We start from the raw sequence: 21,548 nt of genomic DNA, 5'->3' as shown, positions 1-21,548 counted from the left end.
GGGTCGCGAGCACGCCCGCAACGCCGCTACCGACTGTCACCGCCGAATGTGGGCCAGAGCCAGGCGAAGTGTGTAAGCCCTGGTCCTGGCAGGGTCGCGGAGTGATGACACTCCGCCACCCCGGAGACAGGGCCGTTAACTTGACAGCCCCTGGGTGGTCACGACTCGGGCGGTGACGTGTCGGGTGTGGTTCCGCGTTTTCCGGTGTTGGGGATGAGTCGCCAGGCGGTGAGGGCGGCGGTGATCATGCAGGCTGCGCCGGTGAGGGCGTTGAGTTGCATGGCGGTGGTGAAGGCGTGTTGGGCTTCGGTGAGCAGGTGCGCGAAGGGTGTGTCGGGGAGCTTTCGGATGGCGGTGGCGAGGGACTCGGTGATGCTGGCCCGGGTGGTGTCGGGGATGTTCGCGGGCAGGTCGAGGCTGGTCCGGTAGTACAGGGTCAGGAGGGTGCCGAGGATGCCGATGCCGAGTGCGGTGCCGAGCTCGAGGGCGGTCTCGGCGATGGCGGAGGCGGCTCCGGCTCTTCGTCTGGGCACGGCTGCGACGATGGCGTCGGTGGCCAGGGTCATGGTGATACCGACCCCGGTGCCGATCGGGATGAGTGCGAGGCCGAGCCAGAGGTAGCCGGGTAGGCTTTCGGCGACGGCCACGAGGACCAGACCGATCCCGGCGGTGAGGAGCGCGGCGGCGATCGCGGCGCCCCGGCCGAGCCGGAGCACGATGTGCCCGATGACGAAGATCACCGCGATCGCCGCGATGGTCAGCGGGAGCTCTGCCGCTCCTGCGACCAGAGGGCTCATCCCGCGCACCAGCTGGAGGTACTGGGAGAGGAAGAAGATGAGCCCGCTGAACGCGAACACGGAGATCGTCTTGGCCAGCACGGCACCGGTGAACGCGGGACGGGCGAACAGGGCCAGATCCACCAGTGGTGTCGCCAGCCGGCGTTGGCGGCGCACGAACCAGACCCCGCTGAGCGCAGAGAGCAGGATGCCGGCGAGCGTCGGCAGACCGAGGCCGTGTGCGACGAGTTGCTTGACGGCATAGACCGCGGGGACGATCGCGGTCACTGACAGCGCCGCTGAGAGGAGGTCGAGGGGCCCGGCGTCGGGGTGGCGTGATTCGGGGATGAGGAGGATCCCGGCGATGATCAGCACGACCATCGCGGGAACGTTGACGAGGAACACCGACCCCCACCAGAAGTGCTCCAGCAGTGCCCCGCCGATCAGGGGGCCGATCGCCGCGCCGCCAGCGGCTGCGGCGGACCAGACGGCGATCGCCCGGGTGCGTTGGGCGGGAACGTGGAACAGATTGCGGATGATCGACAGCGTCGAGGGCATCAGCGTCGCTCCGAACGCGCCCAGCAGGGCGCGGGCGAGGATCAGCATCTCCGGGGAGGTCGAGAACGCGGCCAGCGCGGAGGCGACGCCGAACCCGGCCGATCCGATCAGCAGCAGCTTCTTCCGGCCGATCCGGTCGGCGAGGTTCCCCATCGTGATGAGCAGCCCCGCAAGAGCGAACGAATAGATGTCGCCGATCCACAGCAGCTGCGTCGCGGTCGGGTCCAGCGCCGCGACCAGGCGTGGCATCGCAAGCTGGTCCAGCGACGTTGGATATATCCGAATCAACCCGGTCGCTCACCCGTCAGCGACGAGATTGAAGAGCTGGTCGTGCGGCTGGCCCGGGAGAACCCTGGGCTGGGGCACCGGCATATCCGGGGCGAGTTGCTTGGGCTGAGGCGCCGGATCGGCGCCGGCACGATCCGGCGCATCCTCGCCCGCGCGGGTCTGGGCCCGGCGCCCCGTCGCAGCGATACCAGTTGGCGGGCCTTCCTGCGGGCGCAAGCGTCCGGGCTGCTCGCGGTGGACTTCTTCCACGTGGATACGATCGCCTTGCGCCGTGTAGCGTGCCAATACTCACGGATGCGCAGTGACCTGCTCTTCTGTTGATTGGGTCAGGCGGCGCGGTGGTATCGGTTGATCATGCTGACGAGGGTTGCCGTCGTCGTGGAGCATCCGGGGAGCGCGTCTGCTCCCCGGCGGTGACCACTTCCGTTAACCGATTGTCCGCTCCACGGCTGCGCACTTTCTAGTCGGAAATGTTGTCACGCGCCGTCGGGTCGGGTTCGGGGGCATGTTGCCCCCACCGGGCCTGTAGTCCGTCCACGAGAAGTTGCTCGACGACAGCGCTGACGTGGCTGTAGATCCCCCGGACGCCGGGCAGGCGGTGACCCAGCCGCTTGGCTTGGGCGACCTCTGGCGCGCCGTCTTCGATCAGCCACGTCTTGTGGCTGTGGCGCAGGTCGTGGAAGTGCAGGCCGCGCAGGATTTGGGGGATGCCGTTGGCGGGGTCGCCGTCGGTGGCGGGTCGCCAGTGGCGGCTGTGGAAGCTGGAGCGGCGGTGTAGGCCGCCGTCGTTCCTCGACGGCCCCGCCGAGGTTTCGTCGTTGACGATCATCGGCATGTTCGGGCGTCAATCGACACCGGAGGCTGGCCGCGAGAGCGTGACGAGTCCGGCCAGTGCGAGGCGCGCGGAAAGCGGCCAGAAGAGTGAGCCGGGAGCCACCTCAGAGTGGCGCCGAAACCGTGCGAGGTCGCCGTCCTGCTGACGTTGGGGCCGTTGCCGTCATTCGGTAAAGGCAAGGCCGTGCTCGGCGAGCGCGGCGGCCAGGATGCCGACCGCCTTCGGTCCGACCCCGTGCAGGGCCAGTAGATCGCGGCGGCTGTAGGCGCTCACTTGGGCAAGCGTCGTGATGCCGGCTTCGAGTAGAGCGCTGTTGGCTGGTCGCCCGATCGGTGGCAGGTCGCCGATTTGCGCGGGCACATGGCGCGTACTCACGCGATCACGATAACCAGCCGCGCCGCCGATCCGCGAACCCGGACCACACCTCGCCTCGCCGTGGTACGGGTCGGCGGGCGGGACCGGCGCCTGGACGAACTGTGGCTGGATCACGGCTCCGAGTCGCGATCGCCTACCGGCCGGTGGCACCGTCGATGAGCTCTCGCAGGATGTCGGCGTGACCTGCATGCCGGATGGTCTCGCTCGTCATGTGGGCGAGCACCCAGCGAAGCGTACGAGGCGAGTCACCGACCGGCTGCGCGGTGAGGACGTCGGGGCCAGCGGCTGCGATGATGTGGGCGTCGCTGTCGGCGATCGCGGTCCGGTAGCCGACGATGATCTGATCTGGGGACCGATCCGGCTCGACCACCATGTCGAAGTCGACGTCGGCGTAGCGCGGGTCGCCGGCGAGCGTGTAGCCGAACCAGTACCGTTCGGCGTCGGTCAAGTGCTGGACCAGGCCCAGCAGTGTGGTGTCGGAGACGACCAGGCGGCGCCGCAGCTGCTCCTCGTTCAGGCCGGCGACCTTCTTCAGCACGCATGATCGCGCGAAGGACAAGAAGGCGAGGGCGGTGTCGAGCTCGCCACCATCGTTGCGCGGCACGGCTTCGCGTTGGGATTCGATCATGTCCCGACCTTATGTGCTTGTCACCCGGGGGGAGGCAGCCGCGGGCGTCATCTGAGCGGTTCCGATCAGACGCCCGCTCATCGGCCAGATCCGCGCGCCGGCGGCGCCGTCAAGCAGTGTGGTTGATGAGCCTAAGAGCGGACTCTCGCCGCCACTGCCGACCACTCGCACGCACTTGCCGACGTCGATGGTCGCCATGTACGGACGGCGTAGGCTGATCGATAGGCCGGGCCGCCTCGCGGAAGGCTCGGAATCCGGCTGCGTCCCGGAGCGTTCGTATCAGCTCCCCGACGCCCGAGCACCCGCGGACCCCTCAAGCGCCCAGCGGTGTCGCTCCCTACGCGACTCGCCGGGCGGCTTTGACCGGTGGCCGGCTACCGGGAAACAGGGTTCCTGAACTCGAGTTCCGGATGAGAGTCAGCAGGGCAGCATGCGTCGGCTCGTCGGCGGCCACGACAGGCGCAGGCGGCTCGGACGCCACGTGCACCGTACGGCGCGGGTTGGCGTACCTCGTCGGCGGAGGCAGCGGTGGCCTCAACGGCAGCGGACGTGACCACCGGCTCACCCGCGAGGCGGCGGCCTGCAAGCAGCCGAACAACTCGGCGGCCACGGGATTGGGATTTGTTAGTTAACGCCGGCCAAAATGTCCGGCGCCGCTCTTGAACCTGAAACTTTTCGTCTCGATCATGAAGCCGTGTCGATGTTCGTCGGCTGAGGCACGGGACGCGGGGGATCTCATGGTGGTTGGGCTTCGGGCACGGTTGGTTGCCGTGCTGGTGCTGGCGTTGGTGCTGGTGCTGGGTGTGTCGCCACCGGGCGGTGCGTTCGCCGAGGTGGTGAAGCAGCGCCAAGGCCAGGTCTCGGAGTCCGTAGCCTCGGAGCCGCTGCCACCGGGCAAGGTGCAGGGGCCGGATCGGCCCACAGTGGAGCGGGACACGCAGCCGCCGGCCAAGGAGGGGACGCCTCGCGACAAGGCGACCGACAAGCTGCGCGCGGCGGCCGAGCGGCGGAAGTCGGAGCCCGCGCCGGTCCGGGTCGTGCCCGACGCGCGCCGGGCGGCCGAGAAGCAGCACGCGGAGCGCGCGGGCGCGGATGAGTTGACTCATGCCGTGCTGCCCGGCGACGAGAAGTACCGCGAACGGATCGAGCGGCGCGGGCAGTCGACCAAGAAGACGCCGTCGCTCGCCGAGCTGGCCAAGCCCGCCGCTCCCGCCGTGACCAGCGGCGACACCGCCGCGGCCGCTACGTACGGCGCCACCTATTCGATCCTGTCCGGGTGGAGCCCTCCGCCGTCCTATTTCGACTACGGCATGATCCAGGTACGGGCCTGCAACACGTCGAGCTTCACCTGGACGAAGGCGAACCACTCGGTCGGCTACCACCTCTACTACGCCAGCGGCGCCGTGTACAACTTCGTCGGTGGCTGGACGGACCTGCCCGGCAACATCGCCCCCGGGGTCTGTGCCACCGTCTGGGTGATGGTCGAGCAACTCTCGGTCGGCTCCTTCAAGATCGTGTTCGACCTCTACGAGAGCTCCACGGGCACCTATTTCACCGAGCACGGGGTACCGGCGTCGACGGCGGTCTCGTTCACCGTGCCGCACTACCCCCCGAGCGCCGAGCTGGAGTGGCCGGAGAACAACGCCACCACCAGCACTCTCGACGAGCGGTTCCTCGTGCGGGTGGGTAACGACGGCACCCGCGCGGTGGATATCTACTACGAGATGTGCGGCACCCCCAAGACCACGCGGCAGTGCTGGAACTCCGGGTGGTTGCCGGTCGAGGTGTACGCGGGCTCGTTCATCTCCACCAGCACCTGGAAACCGCCTACCGCGACGCTGCGGTGGAACGTCACGTACGACTGGCGGGTCCGGGTCCGGGACAGCGCGGGTACCGGCCCGTTCAGCAGCCTCGCGTACTTCACGCCGGTCGTGGCGCCGCCGGCGGGAACGGCCCATCTCGGCGTCGACCCGGAGTCGATCGACGCCGCCGGTGTGAACATGTGGTTGGGCAACTTCACCCGTGTGGAGAAGGACCTCTCCGTGCCCGGTATCGGGCTGCCGCTGGAGATCACCCGTACCTACAACAGCGCCAACGCCGCGGTGGGGTTGTTTGGCCGGGGGTGGAGTTCCTTCCTGGACATGCGGATGCAGTGGGCCGGCGACTTCGTCACGGTCACCTTCCCCGACGGTCGGCAGATCCGGTACGGCCGCAGCCCGGACGGCAGCTACGCCCCGCACTACGGCCAGGGCGACAGTGCGACGGTGCTGGACTCCCAGACCGTGATGCTGCGCGGCGGCACCCGGTACTCCTTCACCACCACCGGCCAGATCTCGAAGATCACCTCCCCGAACGGGGACGCGCTGGAGATCACCTACTCCGGCGGCTACCCGTCGAGTGTGCGGAACACCCGCTCGGGCCGTGTGATCTACCTGGGTGTCGCCGATGGACAGATCGTGCGGGTGTCGACCCACCCGAGTGACGTGACCGGCGCGATGACGTGGGGGTACACGTACAATTCCGTTTACCTCGCGCAGCGGTGCGACCCGCGGCCCGCGACCCAGTGCTGGAACAAGTACTCATACAGCGGGGTTGGCGGCCGGCTGTCGATGGTGCAGGCGGCCAACAACATGCCCTTGGTGTCGGTGACCTACGAGGGTGACAAGGTCTCGCACGTCAACCTCTCCGACAACGCGTCCACCGGGGTGGACCAGGGGTGGACGTACTTCCGGTATGCGGGCGACGAGGACCTCGGCACCCAGATCGTGCAGGTGGCCGACCCCCGGGGCCGGCACACGTTCTACGAGTTCAGCGCCGAGGGCGAGCTGTGGCAACGCTGGTCCAACACCCAAACCCCGCAGATCGACAACACCCGGATGTGGCTCTACCACCCGAACGGCCGGCTGTGGGGGATGATCGACGAGAACGGCAACGGCACCGAGTACTACTGGGACGGGCTGTCCGGCCAGGTGGCCGACGTCAACCGCTGGCGAGACGGCCAGACGATGACGAACACCCACACCACCTACTACTGGGGCGTGGCCGGCGACCCCCGCAACGGACTGCCGCTCGAGGTCACGGACGCCAACAGCAAGACGACGAGGTTTACCTACGACACCGCCGGGCGGCTGCTGACCCGCACCGACCCGAAGGAGATCGTCACCAGCAACACCTACACCTGCCAGGGCGGGGCGGCGGCGCCAGCGGTGGTCAACGATCCCGGCGCGCCTGCGGGGTCGCGGCAACCGTGCGGTCTTCTGGCGACCACCACCACCGCCGGCCTTACCACCTCCTACGGGTACAACCGGTTCGGTGACCAGACCAGCGAGGTCACGCCCGCCGGGCTCACCACCGACAGCTTCATGGACGCGCTGGGCCGGCCCACGTCGGTGCGGGTCGACGACAAGGTCGGATCCTCGACGACCACCAGCTACGCCTACGACGTCCTCGGGCGCCCCGCGTTGACCACCGACGACCCGATCACCAACCCGGTCACCGGCGTGACGCACCAGAAGCGGGTCAGCAACGCCTACGACCTGTACGGCAACCTCAGCAGCGTCACCACGTCGGACGCCACCCCGGTCGCGGCAGGCGGCGACCCGGCCCGCAGCGTCGACTACCGCTACGACCTCCGCGGCCGGCTGACCCAGGTGATCGAGGACGGCACGACCACCCAGAGGATGCGCTACGACGGGTTGGGCAACGTCGTGGAGAGCTGGTCCCCGAACGGCGCCCGCTACACCTTCGAGTACGACAGCCACAACCTGCTCGACAGCGTGTGGCTGCGGGACTTCGTGGACGACCCGGTCGCCGGGAGCGCGCCGCGGCTCGTGCCGATCGCCTCGTACACGTACGACAACGCCGGGCGGCTGGCAGCGGTGACGAACGAGATGGGCGCCACTGTGGCGTCCCAGTACACGTACGACGACCTGCTGGTCCGGGAGACCGCGCTCGGTGCCGGACCGGGCGGCAGCGACCTGCTGCTGCACGCCTACACCCACGACCTGGGTGGAAACGTGGTCAAGGATGTCTCCGGTTCGGGCGAGGAGGCGCGCACCGCCACGTTCACCTATGACGGCAACGACCAGCTGGCGACGACCACCGTGGCCCCGGGTGTGGACCAGCGGACCACGCTCTACTCCTACGGCGGCGACGGCCAGATCAGGCAGACCACGCTCTCCGGTGATGGACGGACCGCGGCCACCGTCCAGCGGTTCGACTCGCGCGGGTTCGTGGAGCAGTCCGTGGTGCGGGCAAAGGTCAATGCGGAATACCTGATCACGGTGTACCAGCGGGACGCGGCCGGCCGGGTCGTCGCCGTCACCGACCCGCGCGGCGTGACCCCTCTGCCGGATCTCCCCTCAGTGGGTGGGGAGACCGATCCGGCCTACACCACGCAACACAGCTACGACCAGGCGGGGCGGCCGAGCACCACCACGTTCCCGCCGGTGTCGGTGGACGACGGCGGTGACGGTGCGCCGGTGACCGCGTCCCCGACGGTCACCAACGGCTACAACACGTTCGGTGAGCTGACCCATGTGAAGGACGCTGCGGCGCGGGTGACGGTCCAGCACTACGACAACCGGGGGCGGCGCACGAAGGTGACCCACCCGACGTACATGCCGCCCGGCGCGGTCGAGGCGATCGTACCGACCGAGTCGTGGGCGTACGACACCGCCGGCAACGTCACCGCGTACACGGACCGGTATGGCCAGACCACCGACTACGTCTTCGACGCGCGCAACCGGGCCGTGCGGGTCACCGAACCGGCGGCCAGCGCTGGTGCCGCACGCGGTGTGACCCGCTACGTGTACGACGACGGCGGCAACCTGCTGTCCAGCATCGACCCGGCGGGCGCCCAGGTGCTGCGCACCTATGACGTTCTGGGCCAGGCGCGCACCGTCACCCAGGTGGTCCGCAACGGCACCGCCACGCCGCACAGGTACACCACCTCCTACGAGTACAACCAGTTCGGGCAGGTCACCAAGGTCGCCGCGGGCGGGGATTGGCGCACCTACTCCTACGACCACCACGGCGACCTGTGGCGGGTCTTCGATGGCGCGTACACCTACCTGTACCACGACGACCCCGCCGGGCGACTCACCAAAGTCGTGGCTCCCGCGTACCAGACCCGGCACTGGGAGTACGACGACGCCGGCCGGACCACCTCCGTATGGGACGACAACGGGAACGGCAGTCCGCTGTCCAAAATCAACTACAAATACGACGCGGCGGACAACGTCACCGAGCTCACCGACCCCAACGGCCACGTATGGCGGGCCAGCTACGACGCCCTGAGCCGACCCACGACGCTCACCGACCCGGCCACCACGGCGGCGGACGGCACGACACGGACCAGCGCCGTGACGAAGATCGGCTACGACATCGTCGCCAACCAGACCCGGGTGACCGACGCCAACGGGCACGCGAAGACGGTCACCTACAACGCGCTGGACCTGCCCCAGACCCTGGTGGAGCCGGCCACCGACGCCCACCCCGACCCGGCCCAGCGCACCTGGACCACCTCGTACGACGTGGCCGGCCAGCCGACCCGCACCCAGGCGCCCGGCGGGGTGGTGCAGGCCGTCCGCTACGACAAGCTGGGCCGGCCGGTCCAGGTCACCGGCTCCGGCGGAGATGCCGGCGCGGAGCGCGTCTTCGGTTACGACCTGGCCGGACGGGTCACCTCGGCGGGCCTGGCGGGACAGCCGGCGCAAACGTTCACCTACGAGGACCGCGGGCTGCTCACGGCCAGCGACGGGCCGGCGGGCTCGTCCCGCGTCACCTACGACCACCTGGGACGGGAGACGAACCGCACCGACGCCGCCGGCCAGGTGACGTACACCTACACCGACAGCTGGGGCCGGCTCGGCCCGCGGACCCGTACGGATTCCGTGACCGGGACCACCACGCACTACAACTATGTTCACAACTACAACCGCCTCGACAACACGCAGACGGTGGACGCCGGCGGAAAACTGGTCCAGAAGCGCTCGTACACCTACGACAATCAGGATCGCCTGGTCACCGACGCCGCGACCGGCCAGCAGAACGTCACCCAGAAGTACACCTGGGACAAGGCCAGCAACCTCACATCGGCCACCATCGAGGGCGATGTCGCCGAGCCGCGCACCGAAACCTACGACTACGACGAGGCCGGGCGGCTGATCCGGGCCAGCGACACCACCGACCGCACCGGAAGTGACTACTTCTGGGACAACGCCGGCAACCGCGTGCGTACCGTCGACTGGACCAAAGACGCCGCTGGCGCGCGCACCGACACCGCCACCGTGACGGCGGCCTACGATGCCCGCGACCGGCTGATCTCCACCGACCAGGCCGGCGTCGCCACCACCGACTACACCTACACCGAGCGCGGTACGCTCGCGTCCGCCGCCACCACCGCGGCCGGCGACGGCGGAACCACCACGGTCACGACATCGTTCGACGCCTTCAACCAGATGGTCGCGGACGGCTCCGCCAACTATGAATACGACGCTCTGGGCCGCCTCGCCACCGCCACCGGGCGGTCCGGCACGGCCGACGCGAAGTTCGCCTATGGGGGCATGGCCCGGGAGGCCGCCTCGGACGGCACGTTCGCGTACGCCCGCGACACGGACGGCAGCCCGCTCGCGGCCAAACCAAGCAGCGGTGGTGCGGCCTCGCTGCTGATCCAGAACGTCCACCACGACGTGATCGCCCAGCGGGACGCCAACGCCGGCGGTGAAATCACGGCCTCCCGCGACTACGACCCGTTCGGCGTGAGCGACGGCACCAGTGGTGACTTCGCCAACATCGGGTTCCAGGGCTCGTGGGCCGACGCGTCCACCGGACGGGTCAACGCCCAGGCCCGCTGGTACACGCCCGACACCGGGAGGTTCGCGTCAGCCGACACCGCGGCCGTACCGCTCACCAGCGCGGCGGCCACCAACTCCTACGCGTACGGCAACGCGAACCCGTCGTCCAACTGGGACCCGTCCGGCCACTGGTCCCTCAGCTCCATCGGCGACTTTTTCGGCGACGTTGGCGGGTACGCCGAATCGCTTGTGGTCAGCGGCACCGCAGCCGCCCAGCGCGTGGCACAACGCGCCGGCTGGCGCGGCGCCGCCAAGATTGCCCTCCGGTTCGGCTCCCGGGCCATCCCGGTCGTCGGCACGGTCATCCTCATCGCCGAGGTCGGGTACTGGGTCTACAAAATCGTCAACGCCGACGGCTCGTCGACCCGTATCCGCACGCCCAGCGGCGTCAACGTGAACCCCGTACCCGGCCAGGGCGACAGCACCGTGAAGGCGCCACCCAAGAGCGACATCCCCGTGGTGCAGCCGAAGAAGCCGGCGCCGCCCCCGGTGTACGTCACCGGCACCAGCACCAGCAGCCAGACGAGGGCCTGGAACACCCAGAAGACCTGGTGGGATAGCAGCTACCTGTACCACCGCACCGACCAGTACACGTATACGACGCACTACCTGTGGACGTACTACTCCAACGGCGCCTGGACCAAGAAGGTGTCCGGCACCTCCTGGACCCACTACTGGCAGCTCACCAAGCAGGCGCTGATCGACCTGTCGAACCCCATCAACCTGCCAACCCCCAACCCGGGCAGACCCACTGCTCCGGTGGCCCCGGACACCGCCCGCCCCACCGGCTCCTGCGGCGGTGGCGGCCACCTGGTCGACTGCGCCACCACCCAACGCGGCGGCACCATTCCACCGGACTCGATCACCTCCGGCACCGCCAGCGGCAACTCGTCCGGCCCCGGCCCCGGCCAGGACCCCATACCCGGCCTGGACGAACAGCTACCACCCCAGACCCAGACGTCAGGCGCCGGAAACGGCGGTAGCGGGAACGGACAACCACCCACCGTGGCAAGCCCGGACCCGGACGAAGACGGATTTTGGGCCAGGGCCCAGCGTGCGTGGAAAGCCTTTGGCGAATTCCCGCGGAATCATCCAGGACCAGGATGGATGAGCTCGCAATGGTTCCGCATACCCGTAAGTGGCCTGAACGGGCCATGGTGGGGGACTATAGCTTCGCTCGGGTGCACCCACTTCCTTGAAGGCTGGAAAGAATATGTCTGCGGAATGGTGGTTGGAGTAACTTCAGCCCTCACCCAGGGATTCCTATTCCAGTCCGACCTTCGGACCAGCGTTCTCTCGGGGCCGGTCTCGGCCGTCGGCACAGTGGTCTGGTCCAACCTGTTCTTCTCGTGGGGCATAGACGGAGACGCTTGACCCGATGCGCGGCCGAGCCCCTTGACGTATCGCGGTCAACCCCGCCATCCCAAAAGCAACGCACCCGACAAAGCCGAAGTCCTGAACGCGACGTGACATAGGAGAAGTGAATGACGGCGACGATATCCCGGCGAATCCTGCTCAGATCTGGTGGCCTCGGCCTGCTGCTGTCCGCTGCCGCTCCCAGCCTGCCCGCCGTTGCCGGACGTCCTCGACGGCGTCAGCGGGTGTTGTTGGCGACGAACGAGCCCTGGGGTACGTATCACGCCAAGCCGCTGCTGGCCGAGGCGACCCGCCGGGGTTGGGAACTCGTTCAGGTGGTGCCGGACCTGTCCGGGATCACGCCGGGCGATCCGGTTCCGGTGACCATCCTCGACCGGGTGCGGGACGCCGATCTGCTGGTGGTGAACGGCGCCGGGGACTGGCCGGCCGACTGCGCCGCCGAGCTTCGCCACCTGCCCCTGGCGGCCAGCTCGCTGGCCTATCTGCAACCGAAGGAGGCGCCGCGGGCGAAGGAGTTTCGGCGCCGGTTGGAGGTGGTGACCGCTGGCGGCCCCGCCGAGGCGACGACGTTCGCCTCGTACCTAGGCTGGCACCGAAAGGTCGAGGTGGTCGGCTCGCCACAGACCGATGACCTGCCGAAGTACACGCCGCAGCGAGGCCGGGTGCTGGTGCTCACCAGCGTGACCCGTCCGGACCCGACCGGTGGTGCGGCACCCGGCACCGAACTGCTACTCGAAGCGGCGGCCCGGCTCAAGGCGGCGGGCAAGCACATCGTGGTCGGGCTGCACCCGCGCGAAGACCGCACGTTGTGGGATCGGTACGAGATCAGCCCGCTCGGATCCGTGCCCGCCTCGGCGACGGCCGAGTACGCGATCGGCATCCCCGGAACCGTGTTCCCGCTCATCGCCGCGGTCGGTGTACCGCTGGTCGGCTGTGTGGATCCGCGCCTCAGCGTGCCGGACTACATCCTCCGGGTCTGCTCGTCCACCATCAACTCGGCGGACCAGGCAGTGGCTGCGGTCGCGGCGGCCAAGCCTGCCTCGCGCCAGGCTCTGCACAACGCGGTCGGCCCGATCGGTGGCTCGGCCCGCAGGCTCTACCAGGCATGGAAGCCCGAGATGCACGGTGGAAAGCACGACAACTGGGACTGTTAACGGAAAGGCTGTGGCACGAGGTCGGCTCCTTGCTGGGTTAAGCCAGCGAGGAGCCGACGTACCTGCGCCGGCGCCGAGATTTGGGCGACCAAGGGCTGCCCTAACGACGTCGTGCACGGTTGGTAGACGGTCGAGGGCGCCGCGAATAGTCGGTGAGTTCCGTGATCGGGAACGGGCCATCTGCCGGCGTTCCCGCCGTGGGCTGGCCAGCAAGCAGCTTGTCTGTCTCAATGGCGCATCGTACGCAGTTCCGCTTTCCGTCGGTGGGTGTCCTTTGCCAGGACAGTTGAGGCAGCGGTTGGGTCCCGAGCTGGGCTGTCTCATGTGAAGTGGCAAGCGGTGGGGTTTGGTTTGCCGTTGAAGATGAGGCAACTGGCGGGATGTCGGTGAGATGGGGTCGGATGGAAGGCGTCAGTCGACGGCGTGCGTGAGGCGATCGGGGCGGATGACGATGGTGCTGACGGTTCCGTTGCCCCAGACGGTGGTATTGAGCATCGCCTTGTGGTCGAGGGAGAGCATGGAGAACTCTGGCACGAAACGATCGGTGAACAGCCCTCCGAAACCGCTTCGCAGGGCGGGGGAGCCGTTTGCGGCCAGGTCCCACTGCTCTGACAGCCGGACCCTGATCCAGGCGTACTCGGGTTCAACGTCGTTGGGGTCGCTGTAGTTGACGCTGAGGAGGAACTCTCGCTGGTCGTTGAGGACGCCGTATTCGGTGGCCATGCGCAACCAGCTGGCGTTGACCTTCGATGGCATCTCGGGGTCGTTGACGTCGATCATCTCGTCCGAGTCGAACCTCCCGTGCTCTGGTCGGCAGCTGGCCGGTGAGTAGTAGGGCGGCGGGGGAGGCAGCGGCAAGCTGACCTCTTCGCGGACCCGCTCCAAGAGCTCAAGTCCGGCAGGAACGAGGTCCGCCGCGATGGCTGCATCGGTGAGTGACACGAGCGGGATGGTACCGAGTGCTGATGAGATCAATGGAGCGCGAGATCTTCGGTCATGCCGGCATGATGTTGGTTGTTGACCTGGGGTGGGCTGTCCAGGCGCGGATGATCTCGGCCGCGAGCCAGTGGCTGCGGTGTTCAGCCTCCTGCAGTGGTGTGGCGCCGTCCGGGCCGGTGTGATGAGGGTCTGCGCCGCGGGCGAGGAGGAACGCAGTCATGTCGGCGTGTGCCGGTTCGCCGGTGCGGCGGTGATGGTCTTCTTCGACGGCGATGGCGTGCCGGAGCAGGGTCCAGCCGTCCCCGTTGTCGTCCTCGACATCGTGTCCGGCGTCGAGAAGGTCACGCAGGAGTATGAAGTTCTGCTCTTCGACGGCCTGGTGCGTCGGTGTGATCGGGCTGGCCGGTTGGACCGCCGGGAGAGCGAGGCGTCGGCAATGGTTGGTGACATAGTCGCGAAGCGTTGAGTAGGAAACTCCCGTCATGCCGTACTCGTCGACGAGGACCGTGTGGATGCAGGGCTATTGCGTAGTCGGGTTACTCTTGGTCACGGCGTCGATGAGGTCGGTGGGGCGGCGGTTGGCGCGTCTGGTGGCGCGGGCGATGTTGGTTTCGCCGTTGCTGCGGTGGTACCCGATCGAGGTGTTACGGAGGGTGGCGAATACGGCAGGGCCGTTGCCGGTCCGAGCCTGGTGAGCGTCTTCACGTAGCGTCACGTCCCGGACGTAGTGGACGCGGTTCTCGATATGCCACTCAGACCGCGCCCAGGTGCGGAGGTCGGCGGGCTGGGCCTGGTCGGCGGGCAGGGACACGGTCATGTACGCCATTTCCCTGGTGGTCTTGCCCTTGATTGTGCGGGTCCGGGTGATCCGCACGGCCTGCTGCGCGTGAGGGAAGCCCACCCCGCCCGGAGTCTTGATGGTGACCGCTTTGACGGTACGGGTCTCCTTGCGGCCGTGGCCGGTGTCCCGGCGGCGGTCCCCGGCCGGTACCTGCGCCCAGGGAAGGGCCTTGAGCTGGGCGAACAGCGTCGGCTGGTTACCCTTGACCGGGACCATCAGATGCCCGTGGTGGGTGGCGACCTGCTCGGCGTGGCCTGTCTGCGCGTGCCGTGCGTCGGCCACGACCAGCACGCCGGCCAGGGAGCCCAGCTGTGCGGCGACCCGGCCCAGCAGCGGGGTGAACGCGGGGAATTCGTTGGACTTCGCCGCGATCTGCACCTGGGCGAGCACGATGCCGGTGCTGGTGTCGTAGGCCGACAACAGGTGAACCCGCCGCCCGTCGGGCAACCGGGCACCCCGCACGACCTTCCCGTCCACCGCGATCACCAGCCGCCACCGGCGGCCCGCCCCCAGCACCGGCTTCGCCCGCGTCCGTGACCACGTGGTCAGCACCCCCGACAACACCTCGGCGTCGATACGGATCAGCAGCCGCCACACTGTCGTGGCCGCCGGGACGCGATCGGTGAACCCCAGCCTGACCCACATCCGCTGGTCCAGATCCCGCACCCAGTCAGCGACCGCGGCGAACGTGCACGCCCCGGCCAGCACCGCGCACACGGCCACCGCGAGCATGCTCACCAGCGAGTAACGCTTGCCACGCGGGTCGCGTGGGTCGGGTACCGCAGCCAACGCCACCAACAGGCTGTGATGTTCACCGTCAGTGACTACTGGTCGAGGTGCGACTGTGGGTGGGTGCGGCACCAGAATCTCGGTCAGCGATGATGGCATCGACGGGTGCGGTCCTCTCCGGGATCATGTGGCTTCAGCAACTTCATGATCACCAACGGGTCGCACCCGTCCTACATGGACCCCGGCCCCACGCAAACTCCCAGCTCAAACACCCCTCAAACGACTACGCAACAACCCTGACTCCATGGCCCTCGGGGTGAACCATGGGACCAAATTGCTTCACGGAAGCGCTATTTCCTGAAATGATCTGAGCTCGCCTTAGGTACGTGATTGTTCTTCTGAAGGGTGGCGTATGGAGCCGCTTGAGGCGGGCGACCCGAAGAAGGTCGGTGGGTACCAGCTGCTGGCGCGGCTGGGGGCGGGCGGGATGGGTCGCGTCTACCTGGGCCGCTCGAAGGGCGGCCGACCGGTCGCGGTCAAGGTGATCCACCCGCACCTGGCGGCGGACTCACAGTTCCGGCGGCGGTTCGAGGCGGAGGTCGCCGCGGTGCGGCGGGTCGGGGGCATCCACACCGTGCAAGTGGTGGATGCCCGCGCCGACGCCGATCCACCCTGGCTCGTGACCGAGTACATCGCGGGGCCGTCGCTGCACGAGGCCGTCGGCGAGCACGGCGCGTTTTCCGCGGCGGCGGTCGCGGGGCTCGGCGCGGGCCTGGCCGAAGGGCTGATGGCGATCCACGAGCGGGGCGTCGTCCACGGGGACCTCAAGCCCGGCAACGTCCTGCTCGCCCAGGACGGGCCCCGCATCATCGACTTCGGCATCGCCCGCGCGCTCGACGCCACCTCGCAGACCACCCGCACCAGCGTGGTCGGCACGCCCGGGTTCATGTCGCCCGAGCAGCTTCGGGGCCGCGAGGTCGGGCCGGCCAGTGACGTGTTCTGCCTGGCTGCCGTGCTGGCCTTCGCCGCCACCGGCCGGCGGCCCTTCGGCGAGGGCCCGATCGAGGCCCTCGGCTACCGCGTCGTCAACGAGGAACCCGACCTGACCGGCGTGCCGAAGCCGCTGCTCCCGCTGATCGCGTCCGGCCTGGAGAAGGATCCGGAAGACCGGCCCGGCCCCGACGCGTTCCTCGAACGTTGCTCTGCGCTCGCCGAGGGCAGGGACGTTCCGCTGCCGGAGCCCGTCAGCACGATGATCGCCACGCAGGTGGCGGAGACCAAGGTGCTCGTTCCGCTGCCGGAGCCCGTCAGCACGATGATCGCCACGCAGGTGGCGGAGACCAAGGTGCTCGTTCCGCTGCCGCAGGACGCGCCGGGGAACGGCCGGCGGTTTCCGCCGCTTGGACGAATGAAGCTCCCGGTGGCCGCGGCCGCGGTCGTGGGCGTCCTGCTGGTCGCCTTCGCGGCCTGGGCCATCGGGGACGGCGGAAACGCACCGACCACCTCCAAGACCATCGCCACTCCCCAGCAGACCCCGACTTCCCCGACACCCGCGCCTCAGCCATCCGAGACCGCGAGCGCCACCGACAGTGCCACCCCCACCCCCACCCCCACCCCCACCCCCACATCCGATCCCACCCGCAAGGCGTTCGAGAAGATCTCGGCGGGCGACTGCGTGGACGCCTACGTGCGTCCGTCTGGCAACTGGAGCAGGGGCACGCCGCGCACGGTCGGCTGCGGCCGCTCCGATGCCTACCTGAAGGTGCTCAAGGTGGTCAACGACTCCTTGGAGTGCGCCAGGAACGACGGCGATCTGGACGGGGAACTGTCGTGGAGCTACGGCGAGGACGCGAACGAGATCGCCCTCTGCGTGCAGCGGCAGTTCCGCACGGGTGACTGTTTCCTGGCCACAAAGGGTACGGACGAGAACTCGGTCTCCATCAGCAACCGGGATCTGATGACGTCGTGGCCGTGCGTGGCCGACTCCGCTCCAGGAGAGTACGACTTTGTCCTCCGTATCACCGCGTTCACCAACGGTGCCTGCCCGCCGGGCGGCAGTAGGGTCAGCTGGGAGGTCCGAGCCCGTACCCTCTGCACCCGCATAGTCTGACCACGTCCGCCACCACGGCACCGGCACCGAACCTGGAACGGATGCTGCTGACCGCGCGGGACCTGGTCATCGAGCGCGGCCCCGCCGTGCCGCCCGTCAGGGCTGGTGAACACGTAGCCGCTGTCGTGGCAGACCTTCCCGCCCTCAGTCCGGCGGATGCGGTGGTGGTGTTGCCATTCGGCGTGCCGACGCAGGATTCGTACGGTGTGGCGGTCCAGGGCGATGGTGCGGTGGCTGGTCGCGGATTTGGGTGGGCCTTCGTGGAGCAGGGTCATTGCGTTCTGTGATAGCTGCTGGTCACTGCGGTGATGAGGTCGTGTGGACGATGGCTGGCGCGTCGGGTGGCGCGGGCGATGTTGACCGCGCTGTTGGTGCGGTGGAAGCCGATCGCCCGGATTTACCTTGCGGTTTCCGGGCTCGTCGGTGTCCATGGGGTCTCCCTCCGCGTCGGACGTCCTGCTGGTGAAGATGTAGTGGGTGGCGTGACGGAAGTCGCGCGCCGCCCTCCGGATGATGAGGTGGCACGGTGACCAACCACGATGAGGCGGCGGCTGTCCGACCGTTGACACTGGCCTGGGTGAGCCGGCACCTGGAGGTCGGCGAACGGATCGTCAGGACCGAGGCGCTGCACGGCGGCATCACTGCCGAAATGCGGAGGCTGACCATCGGCACGCGGGACGGAAACATCCGTGATCTGGTGCTGCGGAGCTTCGTCGACCCGTTCCATCTGGGGCACGCCGAGGACTGGCTGAATCGGGAGGCCGACGCCCTGTCCCTGCTCACGGGGACCGACGTGCCGGCTCCTGGACTGCTCGCGGTCGACCCGACCGCCGCGCGCTGCGAGTATCCATCGCTGCTGATGACACATCTGGCCGGCCGGACGGTCCTCGATGATGAAGGGCTGGAGACGCGCGTTCCTCTGCTGGCCCGTCAACTCGTGGCGATCCACGCGTTGCGACCCGTCGAGCGGCCCGGGGAGTATGTGGCGTTGACGACCGCCGACACCGTCGTGACTCCGAAGGGCGCGGACGCGGCGGCATGGGCTGCGGCGATCGACGTGATCCGCAGGCCCGCGCCGCCCTATGAAGGGCGATTCCTGCACCGGGACTTCCAACCCGGCAACGTGCTGTTCGAGGTGCCGCGCGCAGGGTCGGCAAGTGCCCGGATCACCGGCGTCGTCGACTGGGCAGCGACCTCCTGGGGCCCGGCGGATCTTGATGTGGCGCACTGTTCCACCAATCTCGCGCTGTTGCACGGCCCGGCGTGGGGTCTGTGGTTCGCTCAGGCGTACGAGGAGGCCGGCGGGGTGCTGGCCGCGACCGCGAGCGAGCGGCTGTACTGGCAGGTGCGGGACGGGCTGGCGTGTTCAGAAGAAGTGCGGTTGGTGGCGCAGCCATGGCGGGAGGCAGGCAGGGCAGAGCTGACGCCGCGAGCGGTGGAGGAGCGGCTGGATGCCTATGTCACCGTGCTGATGGACGCACTGGGCTGAGCCAGGGGGGCCGGTTCCTGGCGGCTGTCACATGTCCCAGCGGCCGGTGTGTCGTTGGGCCTCGGCAGCGGCGGGGAACCGACCAACCCACTCGGCGACCTGGTCGTCGGAGACCTTGCCGCTCAGTCCCGCCACGTCGAGCGGCGGTGTCCGGTCGGCGCGTTCCCAAAGTTCCTGCCACTGCCTGTGCCGCAGGCCGAGGTACCGCAGGCGGTCCAGGTCGGGAATGGTCTCGATGTCGAGCACGGAGGCACGCACCAGGAGGGCGTCCAGTCGCGAGAGGGAACGGAGCGGGCTCAGGTCGACCGGGTGCGGGGACGTCAGTTTCACGGCACGCAACGTCGGATGGCCGGCCAGCGGAGCCAGGTCGATCGTTTTGAGGTCGAGGTCGAGGATTTCCAGGGGAACGGAGCGCAGCGGGCTCAGGTCGGCCTGCGTACGGCCGGTCAGTTCCACGCACCGCAGCAAGGGCGCCCCGCGCAGCGGCGCTAGGTCGATGTCACCGCCGTTTTCCACGGTCAGTTTTTGGACGTCAGACGGGATCTCGTGCAGCGAGGCATCGGTCCCTTCGATGTGCCAGTTGCCCGATTGGACACGAGGCTGTCGCACCTCGACCGCGAGCTCCCAGTCCTCGGTCTCCTCGATCGGAGGCGCGCTAGCAAGGGCGTCGACACGCTGGCGCAGCAACGCCGTCACGGAATCAGCGATATAGACGGTGCCGTCGAAGCAGCCGGCACCGATCCGGATGACCTGCCCGGGACGCCCGCCCGGCGCCGGGTCCATATCGACCGCCAGGTAGTCGCCGTCGGGACGCAGGAGGAACGGAATCCATCCTGCGCGGTCCACCGACCGCTTCACCACCGCGTACGGGTAGGGATCACGAACGAACGAGAAGGGGTCCTCTCTCGAACTGCGCGATGCCCAGGGGCGGTCCCCGTTGTGCAAGGCCACCATTTCCGCCATATCCACCCACCAGGACAGACGCCCGAACACTCCCTCCTGGGCATCGCCGTCGCTCACCTGGTGCAGGGCGCGGAGGTCGGCGGGGAGTGCCACGCCCATGCTGGCCTCGGCCTCCGCCAGCCGCGCGGCGAAGAACTCGGGCGGTAGCATTGCCTGGACGTCGGAGGGCTCGTCCAGTTCGACGTCGAGCCACCTCCGCCTGCCCATCTCACGGTATTGCCGCAGCAGGCGAACAGCCTCCGCCGGATCGCCCGCAGGCGCTGGGTCCGAAGGCCCGGGTTGCTCGTCACCTGCGTCGGGCACGGCGGTCCCGGACCGCAAGATGTACCGGATGCCGCGCTCGCGAAAATCGCCGGCACTGCGGATGGACCCGCTACTCATGGTCGCCTCGAACCACCCCGAGGAATCGATGGTCAACTTGACGATCAAACTCGAGTCGCTCGTACGGCAGACTTTGTAGAGCCTACGCAGGTCACGAACCAAACTCACGTCCGACACGGATCCATCCCCGCCCGTCAACAGGTACGACCCGGTCCGCTGCCCATCGGCGAAACCGCTAAGCGTGACCCGCCGCCATCCAGCCGGGGCGGCACCGGCCAGTCGAGCGGCCATCTGGCTCAACACCTCTATCTCGGAGGTCTGACCGCTTGTCGACATTCGGCAGTTCTAGCACAAGGATCATGCGGCGGTGGGTTGTCGTCGGGTGCATCTGATCCGCAGTGAAGATCGACGGAGCCGGGTGCCGGTGCCGGGTCGCCCCCGGACGCACCCCACTCTCGGCTCGTCAACCGCACCTGCACGCGGTACGGGCGCCCAGACGTGCTCGATGACCAGCGTGCCGGCCGGCGCTGCCTACCGTCTGCTGCTGGCCTAACGGCGGGCCTGCGGCTACAGTAGCGCGTTCGACCGACCTGCGGACGCGGACGTGAAGGTGGGCGCGTCTGTGTGTCGGCGGGAGGGCAATCCGCTCCCGCTACGACTTCGCAACAGTGAGGCCCTCGGGGTGGCCGCGAATCTCCTACCCTGCGTCGTCGCAGTTGGCAGATAGCGGTTTGCGGGCGGCCCGAGGCCTTGGAGCCGAGGACAGGGCGCCTTGCGGCGGTTGGTTCGGTTGAGGCCGCCGGACAAGGAGTGTGTGGCTCGGCGGACGTGGTCTGGGCGTCCCACGGCAATCATCGCCTGAGGTTGCCGACCAGAAAGACCCGGGATGCGTATCGACAGGCTTCGGGAGGAGATCTTGGACGGCTGCTGCGGGAGTGGTGGAGCGGGTTGTTGGGGGAGCAGATCGGGAGCAGAGCTGTGCTCCCAACCGCGTTGAACGGCGCTTGGCTGCCTTGACCTGCCTGTATCGGCACCGCGCCGATCTGGCCCCCTTGTATCGTTGCTGGTCAGAGCGTTGGCCGGTGTTCCTTGACACGGAAGAGGTCACTGGTTCAAACCCAGTATCGCCCACCAGCTAGGTCAAATGGCTTGTTACCGGATCATCGGTAACGAGCCATTTTGTTGTTGCTCCTTACGGTGGGAGCAAATTGGGAGCGCATGATCATCTACAGTTGCCCAGCGGCGGGTCCAAGCTGACGGATGACGTGGTATGGGGGAAGTTGCCTCAGCCGGGTGGAGTGAAGGCGT

The 21,548-nt window shown here is 68.3% G+C and carries 14 protein-coding genes; 6 read left to right on the top strand and 8 right to left on the bottom strand.

Translation table 11 applies throughout. The features are described from left to right. Positions 1 to 158 precede the first annotated feature (158 nt). The gene (locus Pma05_RS39530) at positions 159 to 1,583 is read right to left on the bottom strand and encodes an MFS transporter (RefSeq protein ID WP_203862665.1); all 1,425 of its coding nucleotides are present in this window, start codon (positions 1,581 to 1,583) and stop codon (positions 159 to 161) included. Between the two features lie 81 nt (positions 1,584 to 1,664). Between Pma05_RS39530 and Pma05_RS39525 the strand changes: the two genes are divergently transcribed. Next, positions 1,665 to 1,943, top strand: a complete 279-nt coding sequence (locus tag Pma05_RS39525; RefSeq protein ID WP_203862664.1) for a hypothetical protein — start codon at positions 1,665 to 1,667, stop codon at positions 1,941 to 1,943. 139 nt (positions 1,944 to 2,082) lie between these two features. Here Pma05_RS39525 and Pma05_RS39520 read toward each other — a convergent pair whose 3' ends face one another. The 3 genes from Pma05_RS39520 to Pma05_RS39510 form a co-directional block, all read right to left on the bottom strand. After that, a complete protein-coding gene (locus tag Pma05_RS39520) occupies positions 2,083 to 2,451 on the bottom strand; it encodes a tyrosine-type recombinase/integrase (RefSeq protein WP_239314090.1) in 369 nt (122 codons plus the stop codon). 168 nt (positions 2,452 to 2,619) lie between these two features. After that, a complete protein-coding gene (locus tag Pma05_RS39515) occupies positions 2,620 to 2,832 on the bottom strand; it encodes a helix-hairpin-helix domain-containing protein (protein WP_239314089.1) in 213 nt (70 codons plus the stop codon). Positions 2,833 to 2,965: 133 nt separating this feature from the next. Next, positions 2,966 to 3,460, bottom strand: a complete 495-nt coding sequence (locus Pma05_RS39510) for a DinB family protein (RefSeq protein WP_203862663.1) — start codon at positions 3,458 to 3,460, stop codon at positions 2,966 to 2,968. 737 nt (positions 3,461 to 4,197) lie between these two features. Here Pma05_RS39510 and Pma05_RS39505 point away from each other — a divergent pair. Continuing rightward, positions 4,198 to 11,691: a DUF6531 domain-containing protein gene (locus Pma05_RS39505; protein ID WP_203862662.1), complete on the top strand. Its 7,494-nt coding sequence runs from the start codon at positions 4,198 to 4,200 to the stop codon at positions 11,689 to 11,691. A 110-nt stretch (positions 11,692 to 11,801) separates the two neighbouring features. Next, entirely contained in the window at positions 11,802 to 12,848 is a 1,047-nt protein-coding gene (locus Pma05_RS39500) for a hypothetical protein (RefSeq protein ID WP_203862661.1), read from the top strand. A 411-nt stretch (positions 12,849 to 13,259) separates the two neighbouring features. Here Pma05_RS39500 and Pma05_RS43190 read toward each other — a convergent pair whose 3' ends face one another. From Pma05_RS43190 to Pma05_RS39485, 3 genes are read right to left on the bottom strand one after another with little or no spacing between them, the layout of a single operon-like run. After that, complete coding sequence (locus tag Pma05_RS43190) at positions 13,260 to 13,790, bottom strand: hypothetical protein (RefSeq protein WP_239314088.1); 531 nt, start codon at positions 13,788 to 13,790, stop codon at positions 13,260 to 13,262. 52 nt (positions 13,791 to 13,842) lie between these two features. Then, entirely contained in the window at positions 13,843 to 14,271 is a 429-nt protein-coding gene (locus Pma05_RS39490; protein WP_239314087.1) for an ankyrin repeat domain-containing protein, read from the bottom strand. Positions 14,272 to 14,307: 36 nt separating this feature from the next. Further along, positions 14,308 to 15,516 (bottom strand): ISAs1 family transposase, encoded by a 1,209-nt coding sequence (locus Pma05_RS39485; RefSeq protein WP_372441635.1) that lies wholly within the window; start codon positions 15,514 to 15,516, stop codon positions 14,308 to 14,310. A 253-nt stretch (positions 15,517 to 15,769) separates the two neighbouring features. Between Pma05_RS39485 and Pma05_RS39480 the strand changes: the two genes are divergently transcribed. From Pma05_RS39480 to Pma05_RS39470, 3 genes are all read left to right on the top strand, one after another. After that, a complete protein-coding gene (locus tag Pma05_RS39480; RefSeq protein WP_203862660.1) occupies positions 15,770 to 17,467 on the top strand; it encodes a serine/threonine-protein kinase in 1,698 nt (565 codons plus the stop codon). Positions 17,468 to 17,508: 41 nt separating this feature from the next. Continuing rightward, positions 17,509 to 17,754, top strand: coding sequence for a hypothetical protein (locus Pma05_RS39475; protein WP_203862659.1), 246 nt, complete (start codon positions 17,509 to 17,511; stop codon positions 17,752 to 17,754). A gap of 239 nt (positions 17,755 to 17,993) precedes the next feature. Further along, positions 17,994 to 18,956 (top strand): phosphotransferase family protein, encoded by a 963-nt coding sequence (locus tag Pma05_RS39470; RefSeq protein WP_203862658.1) that lies wholly within the window; start codon positions 17,994 to 17,996, stop codon positions 18,954 to 18,956. 27 nt (positions 18,957 to 18,983) lie between these two features. On the opposite strand, the gene Pma05_RS39465 is transcribed toward Pma05_RS39470, so the two are convergent. After that, the gene (locus Pma05_RS39465) at positions 18,984 to 20,576 is read right to left on the bottom strand and encodes an SMI1/KNR4 family protein (protein ID WP_203862657.1); all 1,593 of its coding nucleotides are present in this window, start codon (positions 20,574 to 20,576) and stop codon (positions 18,984 to 18,986) included. Positions 20,577 to 21,548 lie beyond the last annotated feature (972 nt).

Origin of the sequence: Plantactinospora mayteni (genome assembly GCF_016862935.1) — a bacterium.
In the GTDB taxonomy this organism is placed as follows: Bacteria; Actinomycetota; Actinomycetes; order Mycobacteriales; family Micromonosporaceae; genus Plantactinospora; species Plantactinospora mayteni.
This window is presented reverse-complemented; position numbering and strand designations above follow the sequence as displayed.